This window comes from Parafrankia sp. EUN1f (assembly GCF_000177675.1).
Taxonomy (GTDB): Bacteria; Actinomycetota; Actinomycetes; order Frankiales; family Frankiaceae; genus Parafrankia.
The window spans coordinates 21,284-38,276 of sequence record NZ_ADGX01000016.1 but is presented as its reverse complement, the minus strand read 5'-3'; the positions used below and the strand labels follow the sequence as shown (position 1 = coordinate 38,276).

Below are 16,993 nucleotides of genomic sequence, written 5' to 3'. Positions count from 1 at the left end.
CTGCGCCTCACTGCAGGTAGCCCTCGACCTGGTTGCCGGAGCCGGCGTGCGTGTCGTCCGGGTCCGCTCCGACGGAGCGGGCCGCGCGGCGCCGGCGGAGCAGATCCCAGCACTGGTCGAGGGTCTGCTCCAGCTCGACGAGACGGTCGCGCTCGGCGTCCGAGTCGATGTCCCCCTGGGATCGGCGCAGCCGCAGGCTGTGTTCCTCCGCCACCAGGGTGTCGATGCGCTCGAAGATCTTCGTGTCGTCCATCCGCCCCAGCAAAGCACGTCGCCCGGGCGGCGTTCCAGCCTGCCAGGCCGGGTCGGCCGGCCTGGCAGGGTCGAGTCGGCCGGCCTGGCAGGGCCGAGTCGGGCAGGGCCCCGGATCAGTCCACGCCCTTCGCCAGGGCGGACGGCCACCAGATCTTCTTTCCGATGTCGTGGCTGAGCGCGGGTACCAGGACGGAACGCACGATGATCGTGTCAAGCAGGACGCCGAAGGCCACGGCGAAGCCCACCTCGGCGAGGAAGACCAGCGGGAGAACACCGAGGACCGCGAAGGTCGCCGCCAGCACGACCCCCGCCGAGGTGATCACGCCGCCGGTCACCGACAGGCCACGGACGATCCCCGCACGGGTCCCGTGTTCGAGCGTCTCCTCCCGCACCCGGGTCATCAGGAAGATGTTGTAGTCGATGCCGAGAGCGACCAGGAAGACGAACGCGAAGAGCGGGAAACCCGGATCGGAGTCGGCGAAGCCGAAGACGTGGTTGAAGAACACCGCGCTGACACCGAGCGTCGCCGCGAAGGACAGGACCACCGTCGCGATCAGCAGCAGCGGGGCCATGAGCGCCCGCAGCAGCACGCCGAGCACGATCAGGATGACCACGAGGACGATGGGAATGATCAGGTTCCGGTCGTGCGCGGACGCCCGCTGCGTGTCGTAGTTGATCGCCGACGCGCCACCCACCAGGGCATCGGCCCCTGCAATGGGGTGGAGCGCGTCGCGCAGCGCCCGGACCGTCTCGAAGGCCTCGGGTGTGTCGTAGCGGTGGGTGAGGCCGGCATCGATGGCGATGCGGCCATCGGCGGCCGTGACCTGCAGCGCGGGCGGCAGGCAACCGTCCGCACCCGGCCTGATCGACGTGCTGTCGGCGGCGAACGCCCGCGCCAGCTTCGCGTAGTCGACCTGGACGCACACGGAGCCGGGGCCGGTCGCGACGCCCGGAACCTTCGACGCGGCCGCGACGACCTCGTCCTGACGGTCCAGGTTCGCGATGATCACCGCCGGTGCGCCGGCTCCCTGGCTGAAGTGGGCGTCATAGATCCGCTGGCCGAGGATCGCGTCCGGCTCGCTGGTGAAGCTGTCCGTCGTCGACAGGCCGTCGACCTTCAGCGTCGTCATCGCGCCGGCGCAGGCCAACAGGATGACAGCGGTCGAGACCCAGGCCAGCCGCGGCCGGCCGGCGAGCCTGGCGGCGAACCGCGCCCACGCACCGTGCGTGGCCAGGTCGGCCTGCCGGTCGACGCGTGGAATCCGCGGCCAGAAGACCCACCGGCCGAACAGCACCAGGAACACCGGCAGGAAGGTGAGCATCACGAGCGCGGTGCAGGCGATACCGATCGCGGTGACGGGGCCGAGGCTCTTGTTCGAGTTGAGTTCGCCGAGCGCGAGGCAGAGCAGCCCGAGCACGACCGTGATCGCCGAGGCAGCGATCGCGGGTGCGGCGCCCCGCCAGGCCGCGATCATCGCGTCCAGTCTTGCGGGGTAGGCGTGCAGTTCCTCGCGATAGCGGCTGATGAGCAGCAGCGCGTAGTCGGTTCCGGCGCCGATGACCAGCACGAAGAGGATGCCCTGGCTCTGCCCGTTGAGGGTCAGCACATCGTGCTTGGCCAACGGGTAGACGATCAGGACCGAGACCCCCAGCGCGATGACGGCGCTGAACAGCGGAAAGAACCACAGCACCGGGCTGCGGTAGACCACCAGAAGGATGACGATCACAACCAGGCCGGCGGCCAGCAGGAGCACACCGTCAATGCCCTCGAACGCCTCGATGAAGGCCACAAGAAGGCCACCGGGGCCCGCGCTGTGCACGATCAGGCCGTCCGGCACGTCCGACTTCGCCAGCTCGACGACATCCTTCTCGACGTCTACCAGCTCATCGCCCGGAACCTCGACGTCGCCCCTCTTGCCGATGAGCGGCACCGCCACGTTCGCAACGCTGCCGTCCTGCGAGAACTGGGGCGCGGCGATCTGGTTCGGGTCGACACCCGCGATGGACCGGAAGGCCCGCGCATCCGCGGCGATCTTCGCGCGATCCTCCTGCGTCAGCCCGCCCACGCGCTGATAGACGATGAAACCGGGCAGCGTCTGCTCGGAGCGGAACCTCTCCGCCTCCTTGTCCACCCGGGTCGACTCGGCCGACCCGGGCAGGAACGCGGCGTTGTCGTTCTTCTGGACCTCCGCCAGCCTGGCCTGGAACTGGCCGCCGAACCCACCGAGCAGGAAAAGGATCACCGCGAGGCCAACAAGGAGATACAGGATCTTCCGAGCCGGCCGGTGCACCGCCGCAGCAGGCTCCACTCCCCCTCCGACACCGCCACCGCCCCCACCCACACCGCCACCACCCACACCGCCGCTGCTGACACCACCGCCGGACAGCGCAGCTGCCACTACCGTGGACGGCGCCGGCGCCGGCGGATGGCCGAGAAGAAGCTGCCGCTCGGCCTCAGAGGTCTCGAGCCCGACGGGCCTGGGCGGGGCGTCCGGCGCCGATCTCGCGGACGGCACCGCGGGCGCCGTGGACGTGCTGGAGCCGGATTCGGCGGATGCGTCCTCCGGCGGAACACCGGAGGCGACGACGGCCGGGTCGGACTGTGTTTCCTCACGTGGGCTCGGAACTGTGGAGCCGTCGCTGTCGGTCGGCGAGCCGCCGCCGCTGTCGGTCATCTGGCGTCCCTCGGTGCGCGTGGGCCAACAGAGCACCCACGTTCACCGGGTACCCAGGTGATTGTCCCCGATATTGTCGCGCATGACTGGCGCAGCGGGCCGAGTGCCCCGCCGGCGGAACGAGCCTCCGAATCCTCCCGGTCGGGGTACGACCGATCCGCGGGCCGTTCGGCCCCGTGAGCCGTACCCCGGTCTCTCCCTAGTCGTCGTGTTCGTGGATCTGCTGCGAGAGGTACTCGGTGGCGCCGAGCTGGGAGATGAGCTCGAGCTGGGCGTCCAACCAGTCGATGTGCTCCTCCTCGGAGGTCAGAATGTCCTCCAGCAGGACCGCGGAGCCGATGTCGCCCTTTGACCGGAACAGGGCGATCGCCTCGCGGAGAACGTCGACGGCCTCGGATTCATGCTGGCGGTCGAGCTCCAGCTGCTCGGGAACCGTCTCCCCGATGCGGAGCGTGTTCAGGCGCTGCAGGTTCGGAAGACCGCCCAGGTAGAGAACTCGATGGATGAGTCGATCGGCGTGCTTCATCTCGTCGATCGACTCATGGTAGTAGTGCTCGGAGATGTGCTTGTATCCCCAGTTCCGCTGCATCCTGGAATGCAGGAAATACTGGTTGACCGCGGTCAGCTCATTTGTCAGAACTGCGTTCAGCCGCTCGACGATCTGTTCGTCGCCACGCATCGCCGACTACCTCCACCAATTTCGCCCGGAAACCTCCACGGGCGACTCGGCGGGCGCGCGAAGGCATCACGAAGCCCTTGACCGGCGTGCCAGAATACCGCGCGAACAAGCGGATCCCGCAGACGGCAGCGGGTTTCCGCTCCGACCCACCGAGATCACTCCCGGAGGCCCCGGTGGGTCCCTAGGCTGATCTGGCGACCGGACGACGGCGAAGCGGCACCGCCGCATCGAGCATCTCGTCGATCTCCTCGAGGCATCCGCCGCACCCCGTGCCGGCGTCACACCTCGCACCGATCTCCTCTGCATCACACGCACCCGATGCGATCACGCTACGTAGCGTCCGATCGGAGACAGCAAAGCACGAACAGACGAGCACCGCACCTCACCACGCCCGGAGATGTCGACGCCGAAGCGCCGAGAGGTTGTCGTTACCGTTCCGGGATCCCTTCGCGCCGAGGCTCAGGCTTAGCTAAGGCTTCCCTAATCGCTAGAGTGCCACGGAGTGGGCGGCAGACGCAAGACAGCCTTACCTACGCCACACACCGACCGCAAACCCCCGATGCGCAGGGTGACAACCCCCAGCGGCTTCGGCGACGAAAACCACTCTCGGTCGCATCCGAGTCACCACACGACGAGCGACATCGCCCTTCTGGAAGCACCGCACGCGCAGCAGGCACAGCCTCACCGCGGGTCCCTGCGAGCGCCGGCGGATCTCGACGGATGCCAGCAGGTGCCGAGGGGGATGCCAGACGGGCCAGCGGCTCCCAGGCGGTCGCGGCGGGGCCCCACGAGCCCCGGCGGGCCGGGAAGGCGAGGCCGCAGGGTCACCCCCGCCCGCCGCCGAGAATCCGCGTTTGCTGTTCGGACCCGAAGGCCGCGCCGCCACTCGACAGGACGTCGGAAGTACTACCCGGGCCGAAGGTGCCGGCCGCCGACTTCTCAGCCCGTGACCGCGGTCACGTCCACCCGGCGATTGGCGGCGCGACCTGCCACGGTCGCGTTGTCCGCGACCGGGCGCTCCGGTCCGAAGCCGGCCACCCGCACCCGCTCGGCAGGCACGCCCCGCTGCACCAGGTATTCACGGGCGGCCCTGGCCCGGTCCATCGACAGCGCCTGGTTGAAGGCCAGCGGGCCGGTGCTGTCCGTATGCCCGCCGACCAGCACGGTGAGGTCTCCCGGCAGCAGGGCCTGGGCGACCTTGTCCAGACCCGCCCGCACGGACGCGTCGAGGGTCGACTCCCCTACCGCGAAAGTCAGGCTGGTTCCCTCGAGCGCGGCCTGCAGCGCGCCCTGGGTACGCCCGGCCTCGGGAACAGCACCGGCGGAACCAGTGGCTGACGGATCAGGAGCCGACGGAGCAGTGACCGACGGAGCAGTGACCGACGAACCGGGGGCCGCCGAATCGTCGCTCGTGGAATCGGCCGCGACGGGGCTGACCGCACCCGTGGCCGGGTCGAGGTCCACCTCGGCACCGACCGTCAGCCGATTGTCGAGCGAGGCGTCCGGAACCCGGTGCCGGACGGCCGCCAGCACCTCCGCCCCGATCACGGTGCCCGCGGCCCGATCCGCGACCGTGCCCTGGAGCACCAGCGACGAACCGTCGATCGTCACGGACCGGACACCCGGCTGCCTTCCGAGCGCCCTGGCCACGTCACCGAAGGACTCCAGCGCCGGTGTCGCCACCTTGGGATCAACGGTGACGGTCGCCGAGACGGAACCGCCGGAGACATCCGCTGCCGCGCCGAGCAGCTGGGCCCGCGTCGCGCTGTCCGGAACGGTGGCACTGAAGGCCAGGTCGGCCGGTGTGCCGCCGGTACCACTCACCCCGATGACGATCGGCCGGGACGGCTCGGTGGCGACGACCGCGTCCCCGGACAGCCGCACGGAGGTACTGCCGGACACCGCTGCCACCCGCTGGGCTTCCCGGGCCTCCTGCGGGCTCTCGAAACGGCCGTGCAGGACGATGTCACGGCCTTCGACGCTGACCCGCGCCCGGCTGACACCGGCCGCGCGGACCGCGTCCGCCGCCCGGGTACCCAGGTCGTCCTCGATCGGGCCACGCCGCAGCCAGAGCGCCAGCAGCCCCAGCAGCACCCAGGCGACCAGCAGCGAGACGACGAACGCGACCGGACGGGGGCGCCGAAAAAGCGCCACCGACAGCGAGGACATGGATACTCCGTGCTCCCTACTCAAGGGGGGATACGCGATGGGGACACTGCGAGACACCGCAGCGTACGGAAACTTTCCCATATGCCCGACATCGGCATCACACCGGGGGAAGGCTCACGCCAGCACAGGAACCGCCGCGGCCAGCCCCGTCACGCCTCGCTGACGCGGGTGCGCGAAACCGCCGCCGTCGTGCCCACGGCCGTGCCCGCCGCCGCCGTACCCGCCGCGGCTTCCTCCCGCGCGGCCACCTCCGCCGTCGTCACCCCCGCCTCGGCGTCCGCGGGGGTGGCAGGCGGGACGTCCGCGGCCCGCCGGCTGCGGTGGCGGACCGTGATCGCGAAAGCGAGCAGCGTGCTCACACCGAGCACGGCCCAGCCGGCCACCGCGTCCAGGATGTAGTGGTTCGACGTCGCCATCACGATGAAGACCGTCGCCGCCGGATACAGGCAGCCGAGCACCCGCACGACCGGCCGGCGGGCGAACCGGGCGAGCAGGAAGCCCGACCACAGGGCCCACGCGCAGTGCAGCGAGGGCATCGCGGCGTACTGGTTGGCCAGCCCCTCCAGACCGTCCGGAGCGGCACTCGCGCTTCCGCTCCACCAGCCCCAGCCCTCGAAATGGGACATCGTGTCGACGTAGGACGTCCCGGGCAGCAGGCGCGGCGGGGTGGTGGGGAACAGGAAGAAGCCGCACAGCGCGATCAGCGTGGTGAAGACCAGGGTCCACCGGGCGCGGACATACCGCCCCGGGTTGCGCCGGTACATCCAGACCAGCAGCGAGGGTGTGACCACGAAGTGCAGGGTCGCGTAGTAGTAGCAGCAGATGACCGCCAGCGCCGGCACGCTCTGCAGCCAGCTGTTGAGGCTCAGCTCGATGTTGATGTGCAGCCGTTCCTGCAGGTGCAGGATGTCCCAGCCGAGTCGGTTCGCATCCGCGGCGGAGGCGTCGGCCGCGCCTCTGGTCGCCGTGTAGACGTAGTAGAGCGACACCAGCAGGACGGCCTCGACCCACAGCTTCGGCAGGCCGGTAGCCGGGTTTCGCAGCCGCCGCCACCATCGCCCGCCGCTGGGCCCGCCCTGCCCTCCGGGGGCACTCGACCCACCCGGCCCGGCCTGGCCGGTCTGCGTCGACCGGAGGGCCTCGCCACCCAGGTCGTTCCGACTGTCCCGGTTCGTCTGATCCACCACGCCTCGACTCCCGGTCCGTCCCGCGGCTCGCCGTGTCCGACTCTCTTCGTCCAGCTTGCGCCGACAAGCCAATCATGGGCAGCCGTTCTCGAGCGCAAGGGCGGGTGGCCACCGAGAGACGTCTCCGTGACCACCCGCCCGTCACCGCACCGGGTGTCACCCACCCTTCATGGCCCCGCGATCCGAGGAATCCCGCCCCGGAGCCTCACCCGCGCCGCCGAAGCGGTCAGGCACGTCAGGCGCCGCCGGCCGAGGCACCTGCACCGGAGGAGCCCCCGGCCAGCGTGGAGCTGTCCGACGACTCGTCGACGGGCAGGGCGCTGCCGGCCTTCCAGGTCGCCCACGGGACGGACCACTCGTTCCCGAGCTGCGACGTGTCGGCCGGCCGCCCGGTGTTCTTGATATTGATGATGTCGCCAAACTGACTGAAGTTGTAGAACCACTCCGCATCAGCGGGCGACGCGTTCACGCACCCGTGCGAGACGTTCGCCCGCCCCTGTGAGGGCACCGACCACGGCGCGGAGTGCACGTACTGCCCACCGCTGGTGTAGTGGACGGCCCACTGCACCTCCTCGCGGTAGTAGTCGGGGCTGCCCACCGGAATGCCCACCGTGGCCGAGTCCATGATCACCATGGGGGCCTTGCCGAGCACGTTGTGCGGGCCTTCCATGGTCAGTGAGCCCGGCTTGCCGCCGCTGATCAGCATGGTCCGGACCAGCTGCCCGTTCTGGTAGACCTGCATTCTGTGGGTCGACGCGTCGACCTCGCTGACCTGGGCGGCACCGATGGTGAAGTCCATCGTGCGGTCCTTGACGCCGATCCAGCCGGTGCCGGAGTCGTAGCCGGCCAGGTTCGCCGCCACGTGCACCTTGGTCCCGGGCGCCCAGTACTCCTGGGGCCGCCACATCACCAGGCGGTCCGACATCCAGCGCCAGGCGCCGAGCACCGGCGGGTCGGCGCTGACCGCGAGGCGACGCTGCACCGCGGCACGGTCCGTCACCGGCGCGCTGAAGGTGAGGCTGATCGGAGCGCCCACCCCGACGGTCTGGCCGGCCACCGGCTCCCAGGACACCTTGAACGCCTTGTCCGGGATGCCGGTGGTGAAGCTCGACGTGATGCTCTTCGTGCCGGTCAGGCCCGCCGTCTGGGCGGTGGTGGCCTGGATGTCGTAGCGGCTGTCGGAGAACAGCCCGCTCGCCGAGGTCCACGTCCGGTGGTCCGCGGAGAAGGTTCCCTCCAGCGTGCCCGGTTCGGTCTTCTCCTTGGCGCTCGCGCCCCGCGCGACCGTGACCGACGCGAGCGGCGCGTTGCTCGTCACCACGACCGCCTCGGTCAGCGCGATGCCGGCCGCGCCGTCAGCCGGGGTGACGGTCAGCGTCGGTGTCGCCGGCGGGGGCGAGGTCTGCGGCGCCGCCTCGTCGCCACCACCGCCACCGGACGAGCACGACGCCAGCAGCGCCACGGCGAGCAGGAGGGCGGCGACCCCGCCGCCACGCTGGCGGACGGAACGGGAGGCGGGCAGCAGACCGCCACGGAGAAATCGAGCCGGGCTCATCATCGAGCGGGACATGCGATGCCTTCTTCCGAAGACCGGAGCAACGACGAGGTGTAGGGCCTTCCGTCGGCTCGCGGATCGCCCGGCACCGGATCACCAGGGCCGGTGACCACCGGGCGCCGCGACGCGGCGACGAACCGCAACGGCCTCACCGAAAGGGATCGGCCAGAAACAGAAAGTGCACATGCTCGACCACCCACGAGCGGACCGTACCCACGACCGCGAACGACGTCCCGTCGATCATAGGAAAACCCGGCCACACCCGCAGAACAACTACCCGCCGCTAATATTCCGATCTCGGAGAGTGACACTCCCCGGCCCACCGCCATAAACCCCTCCCAGCGCCGATTCGTCCGACGCACGACTCATATACAAAGTTGCGCGCCGAGGAGAAGCCGCACCGGGGCCAGTACCGGATTTGTCCGCGAGTAGACACTTACCACTACCAGACGTGCCAGATATTGCACGCAGCGCAGTCGCGCCTTGGTGCCGTACGGATTCGCGTGCTCGGATTTCGGCCGACCACGCGCCCGGACGCCCCCGGGCACTCCGACCGTCGAAGGCGCCGGAAAGCGCCCGAGCGTGCCGAACACCGCCCCCCGGAAGTGATGTACCGACTTCAGGCCGGCGCCATCCGATCGCGGAACCGACAGGGCACCGAAGTGCCGACCGGTCAGCCCCCTCCGGAACCTCACGCCGGAAACAGAGGCGAAACGCCACCACAACAGGTCGGCGCGGCCGGGCACCCCAGAATGGGGCTTCCTCGCCGGGTGCGCCGGCGCCGGGAGCCGGGATCGTCTGGCCACCAGCCGGCTGCCTCGGGCGGGCCAGCCGCCGCCGACCCGAAAGGTGCTCATGCCCATCGTTCTCGGACCGAACCAGTACGGCAAGGCCGAGGTGCGCCTCGTCCACGTCGACCGATCCACCCCGGTCCACCGGATCAGCGACCTGAATGTGTCCACCGCGCTGCGCGGCGACTTCACCGCGGCCCACATCCAGGGTGATAACAGCCACGTGCTCGCGACGGACACCCAGAAAAACGTCGTCTACGCCTTCGCTCGCGAAGGGGGTGTCGGCGAGATCGAACAGTTCGGGATCCGGCTGGGCCGGCATTTCACCGCCGCGTACGACTGGATCACCGGCGCACGGGTCGAGATAGAGCAGTTCGCGTGGGACCGGATCGACATCGCCGGGCAGGCCCACGACCACTCCTTCATCCGGTCCGGGCAGAGCCGGCGAACCACGGTGGTCACCATCGACGCCGACGACGTGCACGTCGTCTCCGGAATCGCCGGGCTGGTCGTGCTCAAGACGACCGGCTCGGAGTTCCACGGATTTCCCCGGGACCGCCACACAACACTGGCGGAAACCTCCGACCGGATCCTCGCCACCGAGGTCACGGCACGGTGGCGCTACACCGCCACCGACGGTGGGATCACCGGCGCTGATTTCGCGCGACTGGCCACGGAGATCCCGCGCACGCTGGTCGAGACGTTCGCGGACCTGCACAGCCTCGCCCTGCAACAGACCCTTTACCACATGGGCGAAAAGGTGCTGGCGGCCTTCCCGGAGGTTGCCGAGATCCGCATGTCGATGCCGAACAAGCATCATTTCCTGGTCGATCTGGCACCGTTCGGCCTGGACAACCCCGACAGCGTCTACCTCGCGGCGGACCGCCCCTACGGCCGCATCGAGGGCACGGTCCTGCGGGACGACGTTCCGGCCGCGCCGATCGCCTGGGAGGCCACCCCGGGGTTCTGCTGACATCCGGGCCGGTCAGGCCGGTGTGATCACCACCCGGTCGCCCGGCGGTCGCCCCCCCAGCCCCAGCGCACGCGCCGCGTCCCCGTCCCGGGTGGCCAGCGCGGCGTGGCCATCAGCCCCTCAGATCGCGCCGTCGGCGCGCAGACCGGCGATCTCCTCGGTGGAGAGATCGAGCTCGCGCAGGATGGTGTCGGTGTGCTCTCCCAGCGCCGGAACCGGGTCCAGGCGGGCGTTCTCCCCCGGGAACTCGACCACCGGGCGGGACTGCCGGACCGGGCCCACCGGCGAGCCGACCTCCACCCAGCGTTCACGGGCCGCGAGCTGGGGATGTGCGAGCACGCCCGCGACCGTGTTGACCCGCGCGTAGGCGATGCCCGCGGCGTCCAGGCCCGCCTCCAGCTCGGCGGTGCCCAGCTTCGCGACCTCCGCGGCGACCACGGCGTCGGTCCCCTCCCGGTTGCGCACCCTGGCCAGGTTCGTCGCGAACGCGGGGTCGTCGACGAGCTCCGGGCGGGCGAGCGGGCCCTCGGCCAGCCGGCGCCACTCCCCGTCGTTCTGCACGCCGATCAGGACGTCGTCACCGTCCGCCGTGCGGTAGGCGTCGTAGGGCGCGATCGACTGGTGGCTGATGCCCGACCGGGCCATCTCCTGCCCGGTGTGCTCCACGGTCTGCATCGGGTAGCCCATCCACTCCGTCAGCGCGTCGAGCATCGCGACGTCCAGCGCCGCGCCGGCACCGGAGCGCGCCCGCCGCAGCAGCGCGGCCAGCACGGCCTGGATGACGTAGCTGCCCGCGGCGACGTCCCCGGCGGCGAAGCCGGCCTTCGCCGGCTGCTGCGGGCTGCCCGTGACCGCGATCAGCCCCGACTCGGCCTGCACGAGCATGTCGTAGGCCTTGCGGGCCCGGTACGGCCCGGCCGGACCGTAGCCGGACACGTTCACGGCGACCAGCGCCGGGTGGCGGCCGACGAGGGTCTGCGCGTCCAGCCCGAGGCGGGCGGCGGCACCCGGCCCGAGGTTCTGAGCGACGACGTCGGCCCGGGCGACCAGCAGGTCCAGCACCTCGCGGGCGCGCGGCACCTTCAGGTCCAGCGTCAGCGACTCCTTCGAGCGGTTGAGCCAGGAGAAGTGCGCCGACATCCCGCCGCGCACCGCCCGGTCGTAGTCCCGCGCGAAGTCACCACGCCCCGGACGCTCGACCTTGATCACCCGCGCACCCAGCTCGGCGAGGTGCCGGGTCGCGAACGGCAGGGCCACGGCATGTTCCAGACTGACGACGGTCACACCCTCAAGCGGAAGCACGCAGGTCAGGCTAGCGCCGACCCCACCCGCCAGGGCGCGGATCGATGCAGGTGGATGCACCCTTCACGGCGCAGAGGGGTACCTGTCAGATGCAGCGGCGGAAACTCGGCCAGATCGCCCACCGACGACCTCAGGCGGCGGGTCGAGGAGTGGATCCGCAGCCGAAGCCGAGTGCGGGTAGGGGACTGGCCGACAATCCGCAAGAAGTCAGGATTTCGGTCGCTGCAGCAGCAGCCGAAATCCTCACTTCTTACTCGGAGGCAGCGGCGACAGCGGAGGCCCGAGGATCGGGATTCCGCGACCGGCGCCTAGGCAACAGGAAGATATTCCACAAATTCGACCAGATCGCCCAGGTCTCAGCGATCAGCGCGGTCGGCCGCGGGCCCGGCGTCCGACTCCTGGCCCGCCCGTGTGTCGTCCGCGAAAGTTGATGCGACGACGACCGCATCGATGATCATCCCCGCGTCGGCGGTGGCGCCCGTGTCGCGCCACCCAGGTCCCGGACCGACGTCGTCTGCACCGCCGGGCTCCGCGCGCCCGCCGGGCCCGGCGGGCGCGCTGCCCGCACTGCCCGCGCTGCCCGCGCTGCCCGCGCTGCCCGCGCTGCCATCATGATCCGCCGAGTCCGGGCCGGCGGCGGGCGGCGGGTCGGCCGACCACTCCCCGTCGACGACCGTGGCGTCGACGACGGTGTGGCCGGCGGCCAGGGCGTGCGGCTCGGTGACGGTCGGGTCCTTCGGGACGAAGCCCGCCTGGCGGCGGTCGGACGGTGCCGGCCCGCCGTTGGCGACCACGACCGCGATCCAGGGCAGGATCACGGCGAGAGCCACCGCGACGATGCGCAGCCAGCCGGAGAACGCGACGACGGCCAGCACGAAGCAGACCACCCGGACCAGCATCGTGAGGACGTAGCGCTGCTCGCGACGGCGGATCTCCTCCGGCCTGGCCTCGGCCGCCGAAGTGATCAGCACGGGCTCGCCTCGTCGCCACCTCACGTCAACCGCCGCCTGCCCATGTCGACCGATCACGCCACCGGGGCCAGGCCAGCCGCCCGGCGCCGGCAAGGCCAGCAGGCCCGGAGTGGCCCGTGCCTCCCCAACATCCTGCCCACTCGCGCCCGTGCGATTCAACGATCCGTGGCGCGAGATCGGACACCCGGCGGGATCACGGGCGCCGGACCCGGCCATAAGTTCCCGTCGCACCAAGTCGTGTCCGAATGTTTACGCGACGGACGGATTGTAGTCCTCACGTGGGCGCCGGTCGCTGCCACCGTGCTCGTGTGCGAGTCGCGGTGGTAAGTGAGTCGTTCCTGCCTCAGATCGACGGTGTGACGAACTCCGTGTGCCGGGTGCTGGAGCATCTGCGCGACACCGGTCACGAGGCCCTCGTCATCGCGCCGGCGCCGGCGCCGGCGGCTCGCCGCACCGCGCCGCGCAGCTATGCCGGGGCGCCCGTGCTGTGGAGCCCGTCCGCGCCGATGCCGGGCTACCCCGAGTTCCGCTTCGCGACGCCGTGGACGGGGCTGCCGGCGGCGCTGCGCGAGTTCCGTCCGGACGTCGTCCATCTGGCCGCGCCGGCGGGTCTGGGGGCCCAGGCGGCCTACGCCGCGCGGCGGCTCGGGGTGCCGAGCATCGCCGTCTACCAGACGGACATCGCCGCCTTCGCGACCCGCTACGGGCTGGCGCTGGCCGAGCGGACGATCTGGCGCTGGCTGGCGACCGTCCATCGGCTCGCCAGCCGCACGCTGGCGCCGTCGTGGGATGCCGTCGACACGCTGCTGTCCGAGGGCGTGCAGCGGGTCGCCCGGTGGAGCCGTGGCGTCGACCTCGAGCGCTTCAACCCCGAGCACCGGGACGAGGCGCTGCGGGCGAGGCTCGCACCCAACGGGGAGGTCCTCGTCGGCTATGTGGGGCGGCTGGCCCGGGAGAAGCGGGTCGAGCTGCTCGTGGGAGCCGCCGGCATGCCCGGCGCCCGGCTGGTCGTCGTCGGCGACGGCCCGTGCCGGCCGGCGCTGGCCCGGGCACTGCCGGAGGCGGCCTTCCTCGGCTTCCGCACCGGCACCGAGCTGTCGGCCGCCATCGCCAGCCTGGACGTCTTCGTGCATACCGGGATCAACGAGACGTTCTGCCAGGCCGCGCAGGAGGCGAAGGCCAGCGGCGTCGCGGTGGTCGGCCCGGCGGCCGGCGGCCTGCTCGACGTCATCGACCACGAGCGGACCGGCCTGCACTACGCCCCCGGGGACCCGGTCTCCATGCGCCGCGAGGTGCTCCGCCTCGTAGAGGACGCCGAGCTGCGGACCCGGCTCTCGACGGCGGCGCGGGCCTCGGTCGCGGGCTGCACCTGGCACGCGATCGGCGAGGAGCTGCTCGGGCACTACCGGGACGTCCTGGGCACCCGGCTCCCCACGAACACGACGAGCGACAGGTGGCGACGATGAGGATTGTTCAGGCGGCGAGCTTCGTCGCGCCCGCCTCCGGCGGGATCCGGACGACCCTGCGGCACCTCGCGACGGGGTACACCGCCGCCGGCCACGAGGTGGTGCAGATCGTTCCGGGAGCAGCGGACAACGAGGAGCGCACGCCACACGCGCGGATCATCACCCTGCGCGCGCCGTTCCTGCCGCGGACCGGCTACCGGATCCTGGCCGACCCGCGGCGGGTGGCCGCGGTGGCCGAACAGGTCGGCGCGGACCGGATCGAGATCCACGACCGGGCGACGCTGCGCCCACTCGGCCGGTGGGCCCGCAAGGCCGGCGTCCGTTCGCTCGTGGTCAGCCACGAGCGGCTCGACCGGCTGCTGAGCCTGTGGACGCCCGCGCCGCTGCGCGGGGTGCTGCCCGTCAGCTCTGCGGCCGACCATTCCAACCGCGCGCTCGCCGCCGCGTTCGACACGGTGGTCGCCACGACCCGCTGGGCCGCCACCGAGTTCGTCCGCATCGGCGCCGAGAACCTGGTCCAGGTGCCGCTGGGGGTCGAGCTCGAGCGGTTCACCCCCGCCAACCACGACCGCACGCTGCGGCGCGCGTTCGCCCGCGACCGGGAGATCCTCATCGTCGCGGCGACCCGTCTCTCGCCGGAGAAGCGGGTCGACATCGCGCTGTCCGCGGTGGCCGAGCTGGTGCGCCGCGCGGTGCCGGTCCGGCTCGTCATCGCCGGCGACGGTTCCAGTCGCGGGCGCCTGGAGCGGATGGCGACCGGGCTGCCGGTGACCTTCCTCGGGTTCGTCGCGGACCCGGCCCGCCTCGCCGGCCTGCTCGCGACCGCCGACCTGGCGTTCGCGCCCGGCCCGATCGAGACCTTCGGTCTGGCCGCGCTGGAGGCGATGGCGAGCGGCACCGCGCCGGTCGTGAACCACTCCAGCGCGCTGGCCGAGATGGTCGCCGGGACGGGCGACGGCCAGGTCGCCGGTCTGAGCGCCGCCGGGACGGGGTTCACCTTCGCCGACGCCGCGATGGAGCTGCTCGCTCTCGACCCCGACCACCGCCGTGCGGCCGCCCGCAGCCGGGCGGAGCAGTTCCCCTGGGAGGCGACCATCACCGGCTTCCTGCGGTGCCACGACGCCGAGGCGCCCGCTCCCCCGGCCAGCGAGCCGGCCCCGACGCGCGACCCGCTCGCCGCCTGACGTCCTCACGTCGTGACCGAGACCGGGCGCGCCGCCGGCGCCGACATCACCGTCCACACCCACGACACGCGGCGGCTCAGCCCCGCCGGCGGCCCGTTCGGCGGCCCGTCCAGCGGCTCCGCTGGCAGCCCCGCCAGCAGCACAGCCGGGTCGCCCGCTGGCGGCGCGGCGGGCGCCACGAACGGGTTGCTGCGCTTCGTGGCACTGGGCGACAGCCTCACCGCCGGTCTGGGCGACGGCGTCAGCATGGGCCGCGACCGGGCCCCGGCCGCCCTCGCCGGCCGGGGCTTCGCCGCGCTGCTCGCGGCCACCCTGGCCCCACCGGGGCATGTGCACTACGAGAACCTGGCCCGGACGGGCGCCACGGCCCGAGAGGTCCGCGTCCGCCAGCTCCCGGTCGCGCTGGCCCTGCGGCCCGCGCTGGCGTGCGTGGTCGCCGGCATGAACGACGTCTTCAAGCCGACGTTCGACCCGCTTCGGCTGCGCCAGGACCTGGTGTGGAGCATCGGCCGGCTGCGTGCCGCCGGAGTGGTCGTGCTGACCGCGAAACTGCCCGACCCGGGTGGCCTGCTCCCCCTTCCGGGCCCCTTCGCACGGTTGCTCACCGAACGCGTCGGGCACCTCAACGCCGCGATCGACGCGGCCGCGGCGCGGGACCCCGGGGTGCTCGTGGTCGACCTCGGCCAGCATCCCGCCATCCACCGCCGGTCGACGTTCGACGTCGACCGGGTGCATCCGGGGCCGCACGGACATCGGCTCATCGCACGGGCATTCGCGGAGAAACTGCGGGAGAGCGGGATGATCCTCGCCGACCTGCCGGATCCGCACCATGAGCCCCCACCACCGGGGACCCTGGACCATCTCCACTGGGTCGTCACGATCGGGATTCCCTGGCTGGCGGGTCGCACGCGGGTCATTCGGCGAGATCCACCGGCAAGAAACCACGGTTTCCGGCGGCTCGGCACCGCGTCGGGCCGGTGAATTCCCTACGGTAGGCATGTGCTTGCCGACATGCCCGCCTCCCCTCGCTCAGGTGTCCTCGCTGGATGGGGCAATGCCTGGCTGGCTGGACTCGTCGGCCTCGACGACGTGATCACCCGGGTGCACGAGGCCCTGGGCAGCGGTGCACCGCACACGCTCGGCGACGAGCCGCTGGTGCTCGGCCTCGGTGCCCTGCGCCGCGTCGGGGCCGAGCGGTTGCGCCTGGTTCTGCCCGTGCCCGGCGATGTCAGCAGCCTGCCTGGCCCGTCCGACCTCAACCAGGACGCGCTGACCGCCGGGGAGGCACTGCTGGTGATCGGGCCGAACCCGCCGCTGGCGCTCGTCCCGTCGGTCGTCGTGCACGGCCCGGCCGTCGAGGGCGTGATGGAATCCGTCCACTGGCGGGTGCTGCGGGCCGCGCGCGTCCCCCCGCCGCCGGCGGGCCTGCGGGCCGCCGATCATGAGCTCTCGGTGGCGATCAGGCAGACCACGGCGGCACTCGTCGATCTGGACATCGCCAGCGCGCGGCCCCAGGTGCTCGCGCTGCTGCGGGATCGGGGCGAATCCGAGCCCGGGCCCGGGCTGGGCCCCGGCTACCCGCCGAACGCGCATGCCCTGCTCGCGCGCGCCGAGCGGCTCGCGAAGCTGCTGGAGCTCGCCGCGCTCGACGACGGCGCCGCCGTCACCGCGAGCGAGATCAGCCGCCGCTCCGACGTGCTGCGCGGGCTGTCCGCCGCCGTCCGCCGGGCCTACGAGGCCGCGTACGACGCCTTCGACCCCGCCTACGCCACCCGCTGAGCGGCGG

14 protein-coding genes are annotated in these 16,993 nt (G+C 71.7%); 5 read left to right on the top strand and 9 right to left on the bottom strand.

Features of this window, described 5'->3' with window-relative positions; translation table 11 throughout:
* Positions 1–7: 7 nt before the first annotated feature.
* The 7 genes from FREUN1FDRAFT_RS06900 to FREUN1FDRAFT_RS06875 all read right to left on the bottom strand — a co-directional run bounded on the left by FREUN1FDRAFT_RS06900 (position 8) and on the right by FREUN1FDRAFT_RS06875 (position 8,535).
* Positions 8–253, bottom strand: a complete 246-nt coding sequence (locus FREUN1FDRAFT_RS06900) for a DUF2630 family protein (protein ID WP_006539263.1) — start codon at positions 251–253, stop codon at positions 8–10.
* A gap of 115 nt (positions 254–368) precedes the next feature.
* On the bottom strand, positions 369–2,930 hold the full coding sequence (locus tag FREUN1FDRAFT_RS06895; RefSeq protein WP_006539262.1) for an MMPL family transporter: 2,562 nt from the start codon (positions 2,928–2,930) through the stop codon (positions 369–371).
* Between the two features lie 199 nt (positions 2,931–3,129).
* Complete coding sequence (bfr, locus tag FREUN1FDRAFT_RS06890; protein WP_006539261.1) at positions 3,130–3,609, bottom strand: bacterioferritin; 480 nt, start codon at positions 3,607–3,609, stop codon at positions 3,130–3,132.
* A gap of 181 nt (positions 3,610–3,790) precedes the next feature.
* On the bottom strand, positions 3,791–3,985 hold the full coding sequence (locus FREUN1FDRAFT_RS41135) for a bacterioferritin-associated ferredoxin (RefSeq protein ID WP_076830741.1): 195 nt from the start codon (positions 3,983–3,985) through the stop codon (positions 3,791–3,793).
* 563 nt (positions 3,986–4,548) lie between these two features.
* Positions 4,549–5,778 carry an OmpA family protein gene (locus FREUN1FDRAFT_RS06885; protein WP_006539260.1) on the bottom strand — a complete coding sequence of 410 codons (1,230 nt, stop codon included), beginning with the start codon at positions 5,776–5,778 and terminating at the stop codon, positions 4,549–4,551.
* Between the two features lie 149 nt (positions 5,779–5,927).
* A complete protein-coding gene (locus FREUN1FDRAFT_RS06880) occupies positions 5,928–6,965 on the bottom strand; it encodes a phosphatase PAP2 family protein (protein WP_006539259.1) in 1,038 nt (345 codons plus the stop codon).
* Positions 6,966–7,200: 235 nt separating this feature from the next.
* Positions 7,201–8,535 carry an Ig-like domain-containing protein gene (locus tag FREUN1FDRAFT_RS06875; protein WP_006539258.1) on the bottom strand — a complete coding sequence of 445 codons (1,335 nt, stop codon included), beginning with the start codon at positions 8,533–8,535 and terminating at the stop codon, positions 7,201–7,203.
* 840 nt (positions 8,536–9,375) lie between these two features.
* Here FREUN1FDRAFT_RS06875 and pucL point away from each other — a divergent pair.
* The gene (gene pucL, locus FREUN1FDRAFT_RS06870; RefSeq protein WP_006539256.1) at positions 9,376–10,284 is read left to right on the top strand and encodes a factor-independent urate hydroxylase; all 909 of its coding nucleotides are present in this window, start codon (positions 9,376–9,378) and stop codon (positions 10,282–10,284) included.
* A 120-nt stretch (positions 10,285–10,404) separates the two neighbouring features.
* On the opposite strand, the gene FREUN1FDRAFT_RS06865 is transcribed toward pucL, so the two are convergent.
* Positions 10,405–11,586: a CaiB/BaiF CoA-transferase family protein gene (locus tag FREUN1FDRAFT_RS06865; protein ID WP_006539255.1), complete on the bottom strand. Its 1,182-nt coding sequence runs from the start codon at positions 11,584–11,586 to the stop codon at positions 10,405–10,407.
* 356 nt (positions 11,587–11,942) lie between these two features.
* Positions 11,943–12,557, bottom strand: a complete 615-nt coding sequence (locus FREUN1FDRAFT_RS45940; RefSeq protein WP_006539254.1) for a DUF3099 domain-containing protein — start codon at positions 12,555–12,557, stop codon at positions 11,943–11,945.
* Between the two features lie 308 nt (positions 12,558–12,865).
* Between FREUN1FDRAFT_RS45940 and FREUN1FDRAFT_RS06855 the strand changes: the two genes are divergently transcribed.
* Genes FREUN1FDRAFT_RS06855 through FREUN1FDRAFT_RS06840 form a run of 4 tightly spaced genes read left to right on the top strand, consistent with a single transcriptional unit; the run spans position 12,866 to position 16,986 of the window.
* Positions 12,866–14,023 carry a glycosyltransferase family 1 protein gene (locus FREUN1FDRAFT_RS06855; protein WP_198144256.1) on the top strand — a complete coding sequence of 386 codons (1,158 nt, stop codon included), beginning with the start codon at positions 12,866–12,868 and terminating at the stop codon, positions 14,021–14,023.
* Complete coding sequence (locus FREUN1FDRAFT_RS06850) at positions 14,020–15,207, top strand: glycosyltransferase (protein ID WP_006539252.1); 1,188 nt, start codon at positions 14,020–14,022, stop codon at positions 15,205–15,207. Before FREUN1FDRAFT_RS06855 ends, FREUN1FDRAFT_RS06850 begins: the two co-directional genes overlap by 4 nt.
* 12 nt (positions 15,208–15,219) lie before the next feature.
* A complete protein-coding gene (locus FREUN1FDRAFT_RS06845) occupies positions 15,220–16,188 on the top strand; it encodes an SGNH/GDSL hydrolase family protein (RefSeq protein ID WP_006539251.1) in 969 nt (322 codons plus the stop codon).
* A gap of 30 nt (positions 16,189–16,218) precedes the next feature.
* Positions 16,219–16,986, top strand: a complete 768-nt coding sequence (locus tag FREUN1FDRAFT_RS06840; RefSeq protein WP_006539250.1) for a hypothetical protein — start codon at positions 16,219–16,221, stop codon at positions 16,984–16,986.
* Positions 16,987–16,993: the final 7 nt, after the last annotated feature.